The organism is Okeania sp. SIO2C2 (assembly GCF_010692625.1).
Lineage (GTDB): Bacteria > Cyanobacteriota > Cyanobacteriia > Cyanobacteriales > Microcoleaceae > Okeania > Okeania hirsuta.
The window spans coordinates 1-16,526 of record NZ_JAAHGM010000074.1 but is presented as its reverse complement, the minus strand read 5'-3'; the positions used below and the strand labels follow the sequence as shown (position 1 = coordinate 16,526).

The following is a 16,526-nucleotide window of genomic DNA, read 5'->3' as shown; positions in this document are numbered from 1 at the left end:
ATAAAAAACCCCTTACTGCTCCTAAGTAATAATCAGGATTTTGAGTTTTATAACGAAGCATTCCAGTAGTGGACTGACACACCTTAAATGGTGCATTAGATTTAATTCAAAAGTCAAAAGTCAAAAGTCAAAAGTAAGAATTTTCAAGTTAAAAACTAATGCACAGTTTTAGCTGTGTCAGTCTAGTAGGGTGCGTTACGCTCCACTTCGTTCCACTAACGCACCATTTTTGAATTTTGACTTGAAAGGAGATTTGCCAAATAGAGCCACAAAAATGGTAGTAGAATGGGCATAAATGTATCAAACAGAATTATGACAAGTGTGGAATACCCAAGAATTTAGAAAATTACCACCATTTTATAAAATTATCAAATAAAATTTATGCTCTATCCTAAAATAAAATCAGCTCAAGTAGTCGATAACTACACCTTATTAGTACATTTCTCTAATCACCAGACAAGAAAGTATAATATTCAAAAATTACTAGATAAAGCAATGTTCTTTCCACTAAAAAACTTTGCTTTCTTCAAAAATTTTCAAATTGATCCATCAGGAAGTGGAATTACTTGGAATGATGAAATTGACATAAGTGAGTATGAAATCTGGATTAATGGTACAGAACAATAGTTGCATTACATATATTCTTTGAAGTCTAGCAAAGGCTCATCAAAATCATCACTAATAGAAATACGATCGCGATCGCTACCAAATAAAGGAGGTCTTTTAGTTTGGGTTTGAGCAGATATTAATTTTACCATTGGTTGGTGATTTTTAGTAATAATAATTTCCTTTCCTTCAGCAGCCATATTTTCAATTCAAAAGTCAAAAGTCAAAAGTCAAAAATAAGAATTTCAAGTTAAAAGTCAAAAGTCATAAATTTTAAGTCAAAAGCCATGTTAAGTCAGAAGTCAAAAGTCAAAGGCAATGAACTTGAGCCAGGAAAAATCCTTATTTTAGCAATTATCAGAATGGAAGATGAATTAAGCTATTTATTAGGAATAGCTTAATTCTAACATAACAAGGAGCCAAAGTCCATGTCCTACAGTGAATTTAAAACCATAGCTGAAGTGAGCGATCGCTTTGACTTGACAGTAGACGAATCAAAAAATTTATTTGCTAACATTGCTCCTGTAAAAGTAAGCGAATTTCTGCAACAAATCTTAGAACGAAATATTCCCCTGGCAAGTGCTATCAATACAGAAAAAGCCCGTTCTGAACTGTTAATTGCCCCTACCCTATTGGAAATTCGACATATCTATAAAAATGAGGTAGGTTTTTTTTCTGGTTCAGAATTCAATATCGATTCTGAGTTAGGATTAAACGGTTATTGTGACTTTATTTTAACAGCTTCAAGAGAAATTTATGAAATATGCCGTCCAGTGTTGACATTAGTTGAAGCCAAGAATGAAAATATTAAAGGAGGTTTACCCCAGTGCATGGCTGAAATGATTGCTGCTCAAAAATTTAACTTGAGAGAAAATATCAATTTGCCCATTTATGGAGCTGTAACAACAGGGATAATCTGGCAATTTCTAATCTTAGAAGGTAATCTCCTCTGTATCGATCTGCGTGAATACTATATCAGAGACACCGACAAACTTTTGGCTATTTTATCTCATCCGTTTCAGGAATATCTCGGCCATCAATAAAGTCAAAAGTCAAAAATATTCAATTCAAAAGTCAAAAGTCAAAAGTCAAAAGTAAGAATTTTTAAGTTAAAAGTCATGTAAATTCAAAAGTAAGAATTTTTAAGTTAAAAGTAATAAGTTAATTGTTCAGCTTTTTTTTGCTAGTGACTATTGATTGAGCTAGAATTTTAATGAGTTGTTCGCATTCGTCTAAAAGCTTGGCTATTCTTTCAGATTCTATCATATCAGTTTGAATAAGTAATCTTAACCAATATCTGGTTTCCCTTGCTTCTTTGAGAGATATTTCTTGCTTACTAATAAAATCTTTAGTACTCTGAGCTGACTGTGATTCTTCTAGATTAGCTCCAATTGATGTCCCAGACTTAAATAATTGATTAGCTAGTAATCTGGGTGTTCCTGGTTGCTGGTCTAAAAGATTACAAAGTTTGGTAATTCTAACTGCAAATTCAAAAGCTCTCTCTGTAATAGGTATATAATTTTTCATTTGAGTTTGACTTTTAACTTGATAATTTTAACTTTTAGCTTAAATAATTCTTACTGTTGACTTTTGAATTGAAATGCTTTTTAACTTTTAACTTGAAAATTCTTACTTTTGAATTTTGACTTGACATGACTTTTGAATTTTGACTTAATAATTCTTACTTTTGAATTTTGACTTTTGAATTTTGACTTGACATGGCTTTTGACTTCTGACTTCAAACTTCTGACTTCTAAATCCCAGTCCACTCCCTTAAAATTGGCAAAACAAATGTAATAGGCGCTCTTTCTTCGACTCTTACTCGTGCTGTTATAGTAGTACCCGCAGTTAATTTTTGTTGAGGTCCTTTACTTGAAGACCATTGATAACCACTAAAGGTATTATCATCTTGTTTAAGTTGAACATAAGCTTCAATTTGCCCCCCACTTTCCCCAATAACATTCTCTACAATTTCTGGATTTCCTACCACAAAACTTGCACCTTCTTTAGTCACAGGAAAATTAGAAATAGAAGTAATATTCCCAATAATTCCGCCAAATCTTTCCCGTTTTACAGTATCGGGAGTAATATGAATTTCCATATCAGACTTAATCCGTTTGCCATCTTTAACAGGGAAATAACTAACCGCTACTAATTCAGATGTAGACTTTCCTTGAACATTAATTTTACCCAGAGCAGTACCAGGATTTACATATTGTCCGACAGTGCTTTTAATTTCCAAAATACATCCATCTATCGGACTCAGAATTTTACTATTATCAGCCACCTGTTTTTCTAGTTGAGCAATTTCTCGGTTAACTTCTGCTATTTGATTTTTCCGACTATTAGCTGCTTCTAAATTTTCTTGTTCCAAACGTTTTCTCTGGGTATCTAAATCCCGTAAATCTACCTTTAATTGCGCAATGGTATTCTGATTTTCCAAATACTTTTCCATAGCTTCCGTTTCTTGCAATTTAATTTGCTGCAACTGCACCTTTATCTCATTAATTTGATTCAGATTATCCAGAAATTGTTTAGAATTTTCAGTCGTTTGTGAATCTAACGCCTGTAGTTCAGTTTCAATTTCTCTAATAGTATTAATATTATCCAAATATCTCTGGTTAGTTTCTACTTCTTCCAACTCTAAATCCTTAATTTTATCCTCAATTTCGCTAATATTACTGAAATTTTGTAAATATTTTTCAGTAGTTTCTGCTTCCTGTACTTCTACTTGTTTTAATTCAGTTTCAAATTGAGCAATAGACTGTAAATTTTGCCGAAAATCTTGTTCTGTTTGTAATAAATTATCTTGAGCAATAGCACCCTCATCAAATAATTCTTGGCGCTCTGTTAGTCTCTTTTGAAAAACAGGAACTAACTCTTGAGCATCTTTCAAACGTTGCTGTAAACTTTCTCGTTGTTGTTGCAATGCCAATTCATTTTTCTCCCGCAAAACAGGAGTTAAATTTTTAGCATTTTCTAACCTTTGCTGAAGAGTAACTTTTTGTTCAGCGATAACTTGTAATTTTTTATCCCTCAACTCAGGAGTTAATTTTTGAGCATCTCGCAAACGTTTTTCTAAACTTGTTCGTTGTTGGTTAATTTCCTGTAATTTTTCCTCTTTTAATGTAGGAGTAAAAGCTTGCATATCCTGTAAACGTTGCTCCAAAGTCTGACGTTGTTCACCCAGTGCTTTTAAAGTATTATTTTGTAGAGTAGGAGTAAGATTTTGAGTATCTTGTAAACGTTGTCTTAAACTTTCAGCTTTGCTTGTTATACCATCTATTTCTAATTGAGTCCGTTGACTTTCTAACTGTTGAGTATCTACCGCTTGAGTTTGGAGAAGAATTAGCTTTTGCTGTTGTAACTCTAACTGTTTTTTGAGCTGAGATGGATCGATAGTTGCCAGTACATCATCTTTTTTTACACAGTCTCCATCTCTAATTTTCAGAGATTCTAAATTACCTTGAATTGCTGATTGAAATTCTACTACTTGTCGGGGTCGAATTAATGCTCCTTTCCCAGTTACAGTAATAGGTATTTTGCCAAAAATACTCCATGAGATACCAACTAATACTAGACCGCCGAATATAGCAAAAGATAGCCAGTCTTTGACAGTAACTACTTGTATTAATTGGTCAAATTCTTCTGGGGAAGATATCTGTTCCCGTGACTCTTGAGAAAAGATATGGCGTTTTGGGGAGTCAGTCATTTCAGTTATTAGTTAAGGGAGTAGGGAATAGTCATACCGTTTCACGGAAGTTAGAAGTCAAAAATCAGAAGTCAGAAGTGAAAGTCTATAAACTTAAAGTAATGGTTATACACTAATTTCAGCTTATTCTTTCACAGAAGTATAATTGTGACATCTTTAAAGTGAATTGGTATCAGTTTAGTAGGTTGGGTTAAGCGTATCTAGCAACCCAACAGGTATAACTTTACACTAGATTTTATATAATACCAATTCCCAAAAATAATACTATACTTCATCAAGGCTTCAGTTATTAAGTAATAATAATGGTTCAGTAATGTTTGTAACGATTATAGACATTAAACCAAGATATATTTTGCCTTTGAAGAATTGATGACACGCTCTACAATAATTGATTTGATTTTTGAGGAATTGGAAATGTCTTTTGAGGAAAAGATAAAAGATATAAGTTAGGTAATAATAGCGTACGCCTAAATTTTTAGAGATGCGCTTAGGGATTCTATAAAACCACCGTAAGCATTCAGCTATTAGCAGTCAGCTTTTCCTGCGGAATGCGGAGCAAACAGCAACAAGACTTTCTCTTTAAGAATAGTGTTGAAATTAACAACTGACTTTAAGGTCAAGGGAACCAATTTTTGTAGTAAGACAATTAATAAAGCTTTGATCGTAAACTAAAACCAATAGCTGATAGCTGATGGCTGACAGCTGAATGCTTACAAACCACCTAAAACCTATCACCTAAATTCTTAATTTGAGCTGCTTCTAAAATCAAACGTTGTTCCGCACGAGCGATTGAATTATAAGTTTTATCTACAGCATCAACATTAACAGAAATGGAAGTAATACCCCACCTGATTAAATTATCTATTATTTCTGGATATAAAGCAGGAGCATCACCACAAATAGAACAAGGAATACCAGAATTTTTTGCCTGAGAAATTAATTGTTGAATGGCTCTCATTACTGCTGGTTGACGAGTATCAAAAGCACTTGCCATTTGTTCTTCTTCTCGGTCTAAACCTAACAATAATTGAGTTAAATCATTAGTGCCAATAGCAATACCCCGAACGCCAGCTTTAACATATTCAGATAGCAAGAATAAAACTGATGGTACTTCTGCCATAATCCAAATTTGGAAATGATTGGATTGATTTTTCCATTTAGTTTGAATGCGACTCTGACAAAATTGAAATTCTTCTACAGAACGTACAAATGGTAAGATTAAATGAACGTTAGTATAACCCAATTCATATACTTGAGATAAAATATCTATTTCTAAATCTAGTAAATTTGGTTCTAGCATATAACTAAATGTACCATGTCGTCCTAGTATAGAATTAGAATAATTAATCCAATAATTATGAAAATTTGCTTCGGTCTCGTTATATTGATTTCCAGAAGAATTAGTTATAAATTCTTCTGGAATTTTAGTAAATACCTTTTCCCCATCGCTAGAGTTAAATAATGCTAAATCAAGAGAACGATAAAAGACTGGTTTTGGAGTAAAAGCTGCAGCAAATTGACTAAGTTTATTCACCATTAGACCGACTAATTCTGATTGACGGCCTTGTTGTATCCACCATAAAGGATGATGATTTTCTAACAGTTCAATAGCCATTAACTCCGACCGTAATAATCCTACTCCATCTATCAGCGAATCTGGAACTTTTTTAATTGAATTAATTTGACTGAGATTAACGAACAATTTAGTTCCTATTGGCGGTAAATTTTGATTTTTATGAGAATTTTCTACTACTGGTATCTCAAGTTTATGAGGGTCATAATTATCTTCTTTTGCCAGATATATTGCCCCATTATTACCATCAATTAATAAATGGTCACCTGTTTTAATTATATTGGTAGAATTAGTCGCTCCTACAATAGCAGGAATCCCAATTTCTCTCGCTAAAATTGCAGCATGACTTGTGATACCGCCCTGTTCAGAAATAATTCCAGAAACTTTTTTCAGTAATGGTAAATAACTCGGAATAATTACAGGCACGACTAAAATTGCTCTGTCAGGAAATTCTTCTACTTCTGGAGGAATATTTTTAATAACTATAGCTTTAGCTGTTACTTTTCCTGATGATGCTACTATGCCTTTGACTATGGGATTTTCAGTATTATAAATAGATATTGATTGTTCTTCTTTTGCTGATTTTGGCAATTTTGCCAAATTTTGCTCGTCTTGTGGAAATCTTTCAAAATCTGTAATTAATAGTTCAACTTTTGCATCATTAGACCTTTGGAAAAAACTCCATTTTACTCCAAAATTAGTATCGATATTATTGGCTATATTCTGAGTTAATCTAATTAATGATTGTAATTGCTTTTCCTCTAAAACGAATTCTTTTTGTAGTTTTTCTGGCAATAAAAAAATTTGCAGTGCTGCTAAAGTTTTGGGAACAGGAATCTGAGTACGATAATTTCCTTGCCATGTATCTGTATCGCTAACTTTAATAGTTCTTGCATCAAGGTTATAAGCGATAATTTTATTACCTAACTTCTTGTTTTCTACGCTGCAATTTTCAGCAGAAATGATATAAGAATCAGGGATAATTTGCCCAAGTTCAATAGATACTCCTAAACCATGAGTTGCTTGAATTTCCCAACTATTAGTAAAAACTTGAATATTTCCCGAAGCGATCGCTGACTGTACGGGTTGTACTATAACTACTGGTTGAAGTTGTGGAATTTCAACTTGTTGATTATGCCAATATAATAAACTTTTAGCATTAAATATTTCTGCCCAAGCTTGTTTAATTCCTGGGACAAATTCTTCCGGTATAGCTTGACAAATTATTGGTTCTAATATGCCTACAGTTTTTAGGTGAGGAGACGCTAAGACAAGCTGAAAAATTAATACTTCGGCATTGAGATTTTTAATCGCAGACTCTAGAGATAAAAATAAGTCTGATGGTAAATCAGTAGATGCAATATTGTAGTTAATTGATTGAGAAATTTGTTGTAATTGATGATAGTTATTGACATTAAAATGCAAGGCATAATTGGGGAAGTCAACTAATAATGGGTCAGACCAATCAATACATTGTAAAAATTGCCAAAAACTATTTGCCGGAATGACAAAACCAGAAACAATTGGATAACCTTGCTCCATGAGATGAGCTAAATAAAAAGCTCTTTCTCCCACTGTTTTCCCGTCTGAGGATTTAATTTTATCTAGCCAGTAAAACTTATGCACAAAACTATTGATTTGCTGACATCAAATGTTAAAAGTAATAGTAGTCTCTAGATTTACCTAGTTGCTCAGTATCCAACATCTTTTTACCAAATCATTTAATTCTATCAGTAAATAATTTTGTATCAGAGTAATAGTAAATTATTAACAGATAAACATAAGAAACTATAGCAATCAGGAATCAGATGTGATAATTGAGGTGTTCCTTTAAAGCATAGAATATAGTTATTCTTTATGTCTTCATTTCTGCCATATTTCCTATTCCCTATTCCCTAAAACAAAAGTCTACAATATCTCACAACTAAAATTATATTGCTATATTTAATATTTTAGACTTTTTAAAGGTTTTCACAATGATTAAATTTCTCTGGAAAAAAATACTTAAACCATTTCTGAATATATTTCTTAAGTATAACTGTCCTCTTTGTCAGAGACCAGCAGACAGAGAGTTCTGTAAATATTGCGAAAGACAAGTTTGGCAATGTCAATTTCCTCATGGAGGACAAACATTTCCCGGAAAAATTCCAGTATTTATCTGGGGCGAGTATAAAGATAGTCTCAAACGAGCGATCGCTGCGATGAAGTATCAGGATAACCCACAGATAGCAAGACCTTTGGGATATTGGTTAGCGGATGGGTGGTTAAATTCTCCAGTTTCCAAAAAGCAAGTACGGACAACAACTCTTGACAAAATAGTAGTTGTACCCATTCCGATGCACAAAAAGAAGCTGAAAGAGCGAGGTTTTAATCAAGCGGAATTATTGGCAAAAAGCTTTTGTGAATTGACTGGTTTGCAGTTACGGCGAAATGGCCTGGAAAGAGTGAAGCAGACCCAAGCATTATTTGGTTTGTCCAGGGGAGAGAGGTTGAAAACGGTTAAGGATGCTTTTACTGTAGGGAAAGATTTCCGCAGGAGTCGTCCCCGTAGTTTAGTGTTGTTAGTAGATGATATTTATACAACAGGTGCAACGGTGAATTCTGCAATTAAGGTTTTGCAGAAAGCAGGTATTAAAGTTGTAGGAGTTTTAGCGATCGCGACTACGAGAAAACCAAGTCCTCATATCGTTTCACTAAAGTCAAAAGTCAAAATTCAAAAATCATAAGTCAGAAGTTAAAAGTCAGAAGTGATATTTTAGGTACTTAAAACTTTTACTCTACAGTAATTTCAGCTTATTATTTGACTTCATTTGACTTCATCAGTTACCAACTATTGGTGACATTTTTTAAGTGAATTGGTATCAGAAACCACGGTTATAGCGCTACGCGCAAGTCAAAAGTCAGAAGCTAGAAGTTATCCCTGACTAACTTTGAGCATTTATAAATGTCTGCACCCTATTTGCGTAGTGCTATAAAAAGTCAGAAAGTGGTGAAAAAACCTAGTCCCCAAAATCAGGAATGAGGTTAAATATAGGGAGTGGTTTGAGTTAAGTTAGGTTGGAAATATTATGTTTATATTTACTAAGGAGGAGTTAGGAGGGAAGAAGAAGGAAGAGGAGAAGAAAGTTTTTTCTCACTAATTAAATGGACATAATATTAAACCTCGTTCTTAATGGTAAAGTCTTAAATCTTTGTAGTTCATTTACCTAAAATTTGTTGTATATTAAATAGATTTTTGTTCTCCATTCTGGCCTTCTCTACCTTTAGAAAATATTTTAGTAATATTGGTAGATATAGTGTTTCTCAAGTTACTGAGGTAAAAAAGTCTTAAATCTTTGTAGTTAATTTACCTAAAATTTGCTGTATATTAAATAGATTTTTGTTATCCATTCTGGTCTTCTCTACCTTTAGAAAATATTTTAGTGATATTGGTAGATATAGTGTTTCTCAAGTTACTGAGGTAAAGTTGTTTTTATTCTGTTCCCCTATTCCCTACTCCCTATTCCCTATTCCCTATTCCCTTTTTCATAATTAGCTATGCTCAGAAAAGTAGACCGGAATATTTGGGTTGCCGAGCAACCTTTAAGATTTTTGGGGTTAGATGTTGGTACAAGAATGACTGTAATTAGTTTAAAAAATGACAGCTAGTTCGTCATTTCTCCAATTAAAATTGACAATAAAATCATTGAGCAATTTAGAGAGATTGGAAATGTCAAGCATATTACTGCTCCAAATCTTTTTCACCATCTATTTTTATCTAACTTGAAAAATATTTATCCTCAAGCACAAATTTATGCTGTTTCAGGTTTGAAGAACAAAAGACCGGATATTTCTATCGATAAAATATTAGATGATGATGAATAATATTTTGGTAGTAAGCTCGAATATTTCTTATTTGCAGGACTGAATACTTTTCTTCTGAATGGAGTATCGCCTTTACATGAGTATGTTTTTTTTCACCGTGAAAGTCAAAGATTGATTGTGACATATATTGTATTTAACTTTGATGAAAGCTTTCCATTTACAACAAAGTTAGTATTTAAAATTATGGGAGGATATAAACAACTTAAACCATCATTTTTAGAAAGGTTGGGTACTAAAGAAAAAGAAAAAGTTAGACAATCAGTTCAGAAGATTTTGCAATGGGATTTTAGAAGGGTTATTATGGCTCATGGCACTATTGTAGAGGATGATGTAAAGCAAAAATTCAAGAAAGGATATGAGTGTTTTTTAGAGAAAAATTTTTGACAATAAATAGGTAACTAACGAACCTTTTAGGGAGGTCGCACCGTTGTTATCTGCTGTAGTAAATATTTAGATAAATATTCTTGATATAAATATAGGAATCCTAAATTGGTTGTGAAAATTTTTATAATAGTTAATTTGAACTGAAAACTTTTAAAACTCTCTAGGTTGTCAATCCGAAGATTCCCCTACCTGACTCCTAACTGCCATCAAAATATTATAATTTAAATAGGATTGTTTATAGTCAAGATTTACGCAAAGACACAATCTTATAGCAATTTATCTAAAAACAATTATCTAAATCAAAAAATTAGAATTAATATTTAAAGTGATTTGAATCACTTTTGATATGTAGAAGAATAGGACATCAACATTTTCCAATTTTATTTCCTGTTATCGAGTCTAATATAATAGGTTTCTCATGCAAAGATTAATAATTATTGAAGAAGGAATAAGGCGTTTAATTATCTAGGAAATAAAGAAAAAGTAAATGGGGATAGTCTTATACAAATTCCTAAAAATGTGGTGGTGCATAGTAATGGTAAAAGTTAGGGGGAGCGATAATTTTTTTCACGACTTATATCCCACTCTTATTCAGAAATTATTTCTCCCTGCTCCCTACTCCCTACTCCCTCTTTTCTGGAGATATCTATTACCTCTCCTCAAAACGAATAGGACTGACGAAAAGGATTTTTTTGATTTATTTATGATTTTAAAGAAGATGCTTTAAATCTTAATTATTCAGTCAGTGTAAACTATAACAATTTGTGCCTCTAATAATTACTCCTCTACCTTTTGTTATAGTACCAATCCGATGAAAATTTGTGAATTTGAATGTCGATTTGCTTCTCCCACAAAGACTTTGTTGCTGTCCTGATTTTTCACAATAGTATAACCAGGGAAAATCTGTTAATTTTGTAGGATTTTCCTCATTTTTACCAAATTATAAAATTTTAATAATACCAATAACTGTGCCAAAATTCTCTATTACAATAAAACAGTTATTATCTTCTTAAACTGACAGAGGTATTGATCAATATGTAAGCATTTCCTGCGGAATGCTGCGCAAATGGCTATTAGCGATCAGCTCTTAGCTTTTTAATGAATGAATGAAGCAAGCATTTGCTTAACTTCTACTACATTTTTAAACAAAGAATTGAAGAATAAGACAATGAGCTTAAATTGTTCACTAAAGGTCATTTCAGTTATCAGTACCTCTGCAATAAGGAGGCAAGAAAATGCGGAATTTTCTTTTCTCTTGGTCGATTAGATATAGCGAGGAAACCTGCTCTTATCAGAGCCGCTCCGACTGTTACTGCTCAAGTTCCTAAAAGACAAGAAAGTATCTTAGAAGAAATTCAAAGAACTGGAGTAATGAAAGTAGCAATGAGAAGAGACGCTACTCCTTTTGGTTATGTAAATAATACCGGAGAATGGGCTGGTTATTGTGAAGATATAATTGATGTTTTTGCTCAAAAAATTGCTCAAGAATTGAAAATTTCTACTGGAGTTAAAGTAATAAAAATTCCATCGAATCTAGAAAATCGTTTTCAGTTAGTTCAGAATGGTAATGTACATTTAGAATGCGGTCCAAATACTATTAGAGATGATGTGAGAAATGTGGCTTTTTCTAATCCTTTCTTTGTCACAGGAACTAATTTTTTAGTTGCTAAAGATACAGAAATAAATCCTAACAGTAATTTAGCAGGAGTTCAAACAGGTGTCTTGAAAAATACCACTACAGAAAAATTTATTCAAACACAATATCCTGAAACTGAAGCCATTTATTTTGAAGGTAATACAGGGGTGAATCAAATTGTGTGAATCATAAAAAGTAAATGAGTAGTAAAATTCAGCCTAATTTTTTCATAAAACGTCGCATAAAAACTAAAAAAATGAGCAAAACCACTACCCAACGTTTTTGCAACCCCCCCTTAGCACCCTGAAAATTAGTACCTTGCAGAATTGCCTCTCGAAAATTAGTACCTCGAATATCTGCCCCACTAAAATTTGCTCCAGACAAATCTTTCCTTTTTTCTCCTTTTTTCCCTTTAAAAGACAGACCCCGAAGATTAACTCCTGGAAAATCTCGTCTACCTTCTTTATATTGCTGCAATATTTCACGGGCCTTCATATTGATATCTCCCTAAGATTAGGAATTTAGTGGCAAGTGGGTAGATGCGCCAAAATTTTTTCCTAGTCTAACCTATTATATTGTGGGAGATATTCTAGGTTTTGTGCTGGCCTTTCTAGTTGAGAAGTTCAAAGTTAGGACTCAGCACCTTCTGACTTTCTCTAAAATCTAAAAACTAAGACGTTGTAGTTATAATGGAAAGCCAATTAAAATAGAGTCGGGCGATCGCTATATTCTGAGTTTGTCTGAAAGGAAAACTAAGACGTTGTAGTTTTCGTACCAGGAAAGATTGAACTTAGAATCAACAAAAATATTGCCCTATATTCTGAGTCTGTCTCAAACCAAAAACTAAGACGTTATAGTTTTTCCACTACCGAAAGACCGAAAGACCGAATCAACCAAAATATTGCCTTATATTCTGAGTTTGTCTCAAACCAAAAACTAAGACGTTATAGTTTTTCCACTACCGAAAGACCGAAAGACCGAATCAACCAAAATATTGCTCTATATTCTGAGTATGTCTCAAACCAAAAACTAAGACGTTGTAGTTTTTCCCACTACCGAAAGACCGAAAGACCGAATCAACAAAAATATTGCTCTATATTCTGAGTATGTCTCAAACCAAAAACTAAGACGTTGTAGTTTTTCCCACTACCGAAAGACCGAAAGACCGAATCAACAAAAATATTGCTCTATATTCTGAGTATGTCTCAAACCAAAAACTAAGACGTTGTAGTTTTTCCCACTACCGAAAGACTGAAAGACCGAATCAACAAAAATATTGCCCTATATTCTGAGTATGTCTCAAACCAAAAACTAAGACGTTGTAGTTTTTCCCACTACCGAAAGACTGAAAGACCGAATCAACAAAAATATTGCCCTATATTCTGAGTATGTCTCAAACCAAAAACTAAGACGTTGTAGTTTTTCCCACTACCGAAAGACTGAAAGACCGAATCAACAAAAATATTGCCCTATATTCTGAGTATGTCTCAAACCAAAAACTAAGACGTTATAGTTTTACAGACCAGGAAAGACCGAAGTTGGAATCAACAAAAATATTGCTCTATATTCTGAGTATGTCTCAAACCAAAAACTAAGCTGAAAAAGTGCAAGGTTTTTGGCTGTTGTAGGCTCAAAATACTAATATAGCAATGAGCGCTGGTATATTTACAAATTGCAGGAGGGGCCAAATAGCTAAAAGTCTTATATTATAAGCAATTTATTCCCCTCCTGGGAGGGGGAGGGGCGAGGGGTGGGTTGCCTGTTGCCTGCTGCCTGTTGCCTGTTGCCTATTGCCTGTTACCTTGCCCTATAAAACTATTGAGTGGCCCAAAACTTTGCTAAATTGAAAATTGAGATAATATTTCTCTTATATCCCCCTATATTTAGCTGCTGAAAATGTACACTCACTCCAATCAATTGCAAGTAGTTTTACCTAGCTTAAAAGAAGCAGGAATTACTCAACGAATAGCCTTGGGACATATATACAAAATCAAATTCCTGAATAACGATTTATTAATAATCTGCGCCAGTGGTGGTACAAGCTTATACGATATCAATAATTGGCAACGACTGTGGGATATCGACTCCCCGGCAAAATGTGGCACAATAAGTCACGATGGTACAACACTAGCATTAGGTTGGGGTCAAAAAATTTATATTTGGGATTTACGGCAAAGGCAACTTTTACGAGAACTGCAAATACAAACTGATGATGATATAACAATAACTTGTATTGCCATTAGTTCTCAAGGTCAGTTTCTTGCCTGTGGAGATAATAAAGGTACTGTCAGATTTTGGAATTTAGCATCGACAACAGAAACTCCAACGATGGAATTATCTTATCCTGAAGAAGAATTAGAAGTAGTGAGTATCGCGATCGCTGCCGATGGTAAATTTCTAGCAGCTACATTTATAGATATAGGTGATGTTATAGTCTGGGAAATAGCATCCGCAACTCAAGTAAAAATCATGGCAGGGGAAACAGACTTTCCCTCTAATTTTGTCTTTTCAAGTCCAGACGGCAAATTAATAGTTTGCGGGAGTAATGATTTACAAATATGGGATATGGTAGCAGGAACCGAGTCAAAATTTCTCGACTCATGGCATAACAATGCTGCTATTAGTTCTGACAGTCGCCTCCTAGCTGCTGATAATCAAATCTGGGAGTTGGCATCGCAAAGAAACATAGTCACATTACCCGGTCATCCTAATTACATTGGTAGTATTGCCTTTAGTCCTAATAATGCATTATTTGCTGCTGGCAGTTATGACCTAGTAGATATTTCAGAAATTCCATCGGGAAAAACGATGACAGTTCTGGAAACCCAAACAAATTTTTTAATCAAAAAAGTTGCTTTGACTTCTGATGGAAAATTTCTGGCAGTTGTCAGTCGTAATCAAGTCCAATTATGGAATATCCTGTCTGGAGAAAAGGTCAAAACAATAGTCTCAGATATGGAGTGGGTACAAACAGTTGCATCTAATTCGGATGATTATTGTTTTGTATTTGGCAGTAGTCTGATTTCTGATGGCAACTTTAATCAGATTTGCTTGTGGGGAAATCAATCAGAAACCTATATTCAGATACCACGAAATAGTTGCCCGAAAATTATTGCTATCAGTCCAGACCTAAAATTAGTAGTGTTTGTCAATTCAGAACATCATCTAAGTTTATGGGAAATTGCATCAAAGCAAGTAGTCAAAAGTTTTTTGGGACATACAGACTATATTCAAAGTGTTGTTTTTAGTTCTGACGGTAAGTTTATGGTCTCTGGTAGCGATGATGGTACTGTGAGGTTATGGGATATTGCTTCTGAGACAGAAATCAAGATTTTGGAGAGTCGCGTTAATTGCATAGGTAATGTTGCGTTCAGTAACGATGGTCAGTTTCTAAGCTTTAGTAGTTGTGAGCAAGTGCATTTATGGAATATGGTATCTCAGGATAAAGTTACAGTTTTAGAAGGATATGACAACTCAGTAGAGAGTGTTGCAATTAGTCCTGATAGTAGGTTTTTAGCTGCTGGAGATAGGGATGGTATTGTCAAGTTATGGGATACAAAATCAGCTACAGAAATTAAGGTATTGGCTGGACATACAGATACTGTGAATGATATTGCTTTTAGTCCAGACAGTAAATTGATTGCGACTGGGAGTGAGGATGGAACAGTGAGATTATGGCAAATTTAGAAGATATAGCAGAAGGAAGAAGGCGTTTGGTTATCTAGGAGAGAGGGGAGAAGAGACGTTGCATAATTGCGGGATGATAATCACATTTGCACGTATCTGAAAATGTTGATAGATCAAAACAAATTTTTTGACACATATCAAAATCATCCTATGATGATGCAATGCCCAATTTTAATCTAAACTAAAATAAATTCTGACTTTAAACCTAAATGATAAGTAAGCTGTCTAATTTCTTGCTCGTATATAGGATTCATAATAATAATTATTTCTGGTTGATAATCTTTTAAAAATTCTGGAGAAACAATCTTTTGACCAGCTCCACCAATATACATTCCTTGTTTGCGAGAATTTAGGTCTACAACATATTCAATATCATTATATTTTTTAAATAAAGTTAAAAAAGTTACACCTTTTGAACCAGCACCCCAAACTACTACTTTTTGATGTTTTTTAGTTATTTCATCAAATTTTTGTTGCCATTTGTTAATTAATTGATTAAAAAGATGATTAAATTTAACAGCTCCATCACCAATATTTTCCACCTCAGAAATTATTTTACTTTCTTCCTTTGCACTTGTTGTAGCAGGAACAGCTCCCAAGCATAAAAATTGCCCCTCAAAAGTTTCATAAACATCTTTCTTTTTTCTTATTACTTCTTGCTTCTTCTTTCTTCCCTCCTGACTCGGTCCTCCTGACTCCTCCGTCGTTTATTTATCAGTATTCAACCGGACATGATATAACCTCATATTTTGGCACAGTTATAGTTGAATTTATACTCAGCAGCAGTGAGCAAGTCTTTTTGAGCACTATAGCGCTGCGCGCAGGCAACAGGCAACAGCTCCGGAAGGCAATAGGGGGAATAAAAATCTGTTTGCGCAAGCATTCCGTAGGAATCATATAAGACTTTTAGCTATTGGACACCTCCTGTAATTTGTAACCCACATTCCGCACGACAAACATACTACAGTACCTTTTTCCACGAAGATGGTGGAACACAGATTCTAATATTAAGAATTATAGTCAATAGTTAATGTAGTATGTATTTATACTTAAACCTTGCTCGT

At 33.7% G+C, this 16,526-nt stretch carries 13 protein-coding genes; 6 read left to right on the top strand and 7 right to left on the bottom strand.

The genetic code is table 11. The annotated features are described in order from the left end of the window. The first annotated feature begins 381 nt into the window (after positions 1-381). Positions 382-627, top strand: coding sequence for a DUF2442 domain-containing protein (locus F6K18_RS31440; protein WP_287526808.1), 246 nt, complete (start codon positions 382-384; stop codon positions 625-627). A 5-nt stretch (positions 628-632) separates the two neighbouring features. On the opposite strand, the gene F6K18_RS31435 is transcribed toward F6K18_RS31440, so the two are convergent. Then, positions 633-806 (bottom strand): type II toxin-antitoxin system Phd/YefM family antitoxin, encoded by a 174-nt coding sequence (locus tag F6K18_RS31435; protein ID WP_287526806.1) that lies wholly within the window; start codon positions 804-806, stop codon positions 633-635. 228 nt (positions 807-1,034) lie between these two features. Here F6K18_RS31435 and F6K18_RS31430 point away from each other — a divergent pair, with 228 nt between their 5' ends. Continuing rightward, the gene (locus F6K18_RS31430; RefSeq protein WP_287526805.1) at positions 1,035-1,649 is read left to right on the top strand and encodes a hypothetical protein; all 615 of its coding nucleotides are present in this window, start codon (positions 1,035-1,037) and stop codon (positions 1,647-1,649) included. 118 nt (positions 1,650-1,767) lie between these two features. Here F6K18_RS31430 and F6K18_RS31425 read toward each other — a convergent pair whose 3' ends face one another. The 3 genes from F6K18_RS31425 to F6K18_RS31415 all read right to left on the bottom strand — a co-directional run bounded on the left by F6K18_RS31425 (position 1,768) and on the right by F6K18_RS31415 (position 7,517). Then, entirely contained in the window at positions 1,768-2,133 is a 366-nt protein-coding gene (locus F6K18_RS31425) for a four helix bundle protein (protein WP_287526803.1), read from the bottom strand. Positions 2,134-2,359: 226 nt separating this feature from the next. Further along, entirely contained in the window at positions 2,360-4,318 is a 1,959-nt protein-coding gene (locus tag F6K18_RS31420) for an NHLP bacteriocin system secretion protein (protein ID WP_287526800.1), read from the bottom strand. 721 nt (positions 4,319-5,039) lie between these two features. Next, on the bottom strand, positions 5,040-7,517 hold the full coding sequence (locus F6K18_RS31415; protein WP_287526798.1) for a putative PEP-binding protein: 2,478 nt from the start codon (positions 7,515-7,517) through the stop codon (positions 5,040-5,042). A 350-nt stretch (positions 7,518-7,867) separates the two neighbouring features. On the opposite strand from F6K18_RS31415, the gene F6K18_RS31410 reads away from it, so the two are divergent. Continuing rightward, positions 7,868-8,617 (top strand): ComF family protein, encoded by a 750-nt coding sequence (locus F6K18_RS31410; RefSeq protein ID WP_287526797.1) that lies wholly within the window; start codon positions 7,868-7,870, stop codon positions 8,615-8,617. A gap of 1,106 nt (positions 8,618-9,723) precedes the next feature. On the opposite strand, the gene F6K18_RS31405 is transcribed toward F6K18_RS31410, so the two are convergent. After that, positions 9,724-9,879, bottom strand: coding sequence for a hypothetical protein (locus tag F6K18_RS31405; RefSeq protein WP_287526794.1), 156 nt, complete (start codon positions 9,877-9,879; stop codon positions 9,724-9,726). On the opposite strand from F6K18_RS31405, the gene F6K18_RS31400 reads away from it, so the two are divergent. Together F6K18_RS31400 and F6K18_RS31395 are read left to right on the top strand one after the other, a co-directional pair. Then, positions 9,873-10,139 carry a hypothetical protein gene (locus tag F6K18_RS31400; RefSeq protein WP_287526793.1) on the top strand — a complete coding sequence of 89 codons (267 nt, stop codon included), beginning with the start codon at positions 9,873-9,875 and terminating at the stop codon, positions 10,137-10,139. The genes F6K18_RS31405 and F6K18_RS31400 overlap by 7 nt on opposite strands. Positions 10,140-11,318: 1,179 nt before the next feature. After that, complete coding sequence (locus F6K18_RS31395; protein ID WP_287526792.1) at positions 11,319-11,960, top strand: transporter substrate-binding domain-containing protein; 642 nt, start codon at positions 11,319-11,321, stop codon at positions 11,958-11,960. Between the two features lie 28 nt (positions 11,961-11,988). On the opposite strand, the gene F6K18_RS31390 is transcribed toward F6K18_RS31395, so the two are convergent. Continuing rightward, complete coding sequence (locus F6K18_RS31390) at positions 11,989-12,270, bottom strand: pentapeptide repeat-containing protein (protein ID WP_287526791.1); 282 nt, start codon at positions 12,268-12,270, stop codon at positions 11,989-11,991. A gap of 1,401 nt (positions 12,271-13,671) precedes the next feature. Between F6K18_RS31390 and F6K18_RS31385 the strand changes: the two genes are divergently transcribed. Then, positions 13,672-15,462: a WD40 repeat domain-containing protein gene (locus F6K18_RS31385; protein ID WP_287526789.1), complete on the top strand. Its 1,791-nt coding sequence runs from the start codon at positions 13,672-13,674 to the stop codon at positions 15,460-15,462. 176 nt (positions 15,463-15,638) lie between these two features. Here F6K18_RS31385 and F6K18_RS31380 read toward each other — a convergent pair whose 3' ends face one another. Further along, entirely contained in the window at positions 15,639-16,061 is a 423-nt protein-coding gene (locus F6K18_RS31380) for a hypothetical protein (protein ID WP_287526788.1), read from the bottom strand. Positions 16,062-16,526: the final 465 nt, after the last annotated feature.

Bases quoted from the DNA above. Each gene is read 5' to 3' on its own strand.
- F6K18_RS31440 (WP_287526808.1), top strand. From the start codon at position 382: ATGCTCTATCCTAAAATAAAATCAGCTCAAGTAGTCGATAACTACACC.
- F6K18_RS31435 (WP_287526806.1), bottom strand. From the start codon at position 806: ATGGCTGCTGAAGGAAAGGAAATTATTATTACTAAAAATCACCAACCA.
- F6K18_RS31430 (WP_287526805.1), top strand. From the start codon at position 1,035: ATGTCCTACAGTGAATTTAAAACCATAGCTGAAGTGAGCGATCGCTTT.
- F6K18_RS31425 (WP_287526803.1), bottom strand. From the start codon at position 2,133: ATGAAAAATTATATACCTATTACAGAGAGAGCTTTTGAATTTGCAGTT.
- F6K18_RS31420 (WP_287526800.1), bottom strand. From the start codon at position 4,318: ATGACTGACTCCCCAAAACGCCATATCTTTTCTCAAGAGTCACGGGAA.
- F6K18_RS31410 (WP_287526797.1), top strand. From the start codon at position 7,868: ATGATTAAATTTCTCTGGAAAAAAATACTTAAACCATTTCTGAATATA.
- F6K18_RS31405 (WP_287526794.1), bottom strand. From the start codon at position 9,879: ATGTCACAATCAATCTTTGACTTTCACGGTGAAAAAAAACATACTCAT.
- F6K18_RS31390 (WP_287526791.1), bottom strand. From the start codon at position 12,270: ATGAAGGCCCGTGAAATATTGCAGCAATATAAAGAAGGTAGACGAGAT.
- F6K18_RS31385 (WP_287526789.1), top strand. From the start codon at position 13,672: ATGTACACTCACTCCAATCAATTGCAAGTAGTTTTACCTAGCTTAAAA.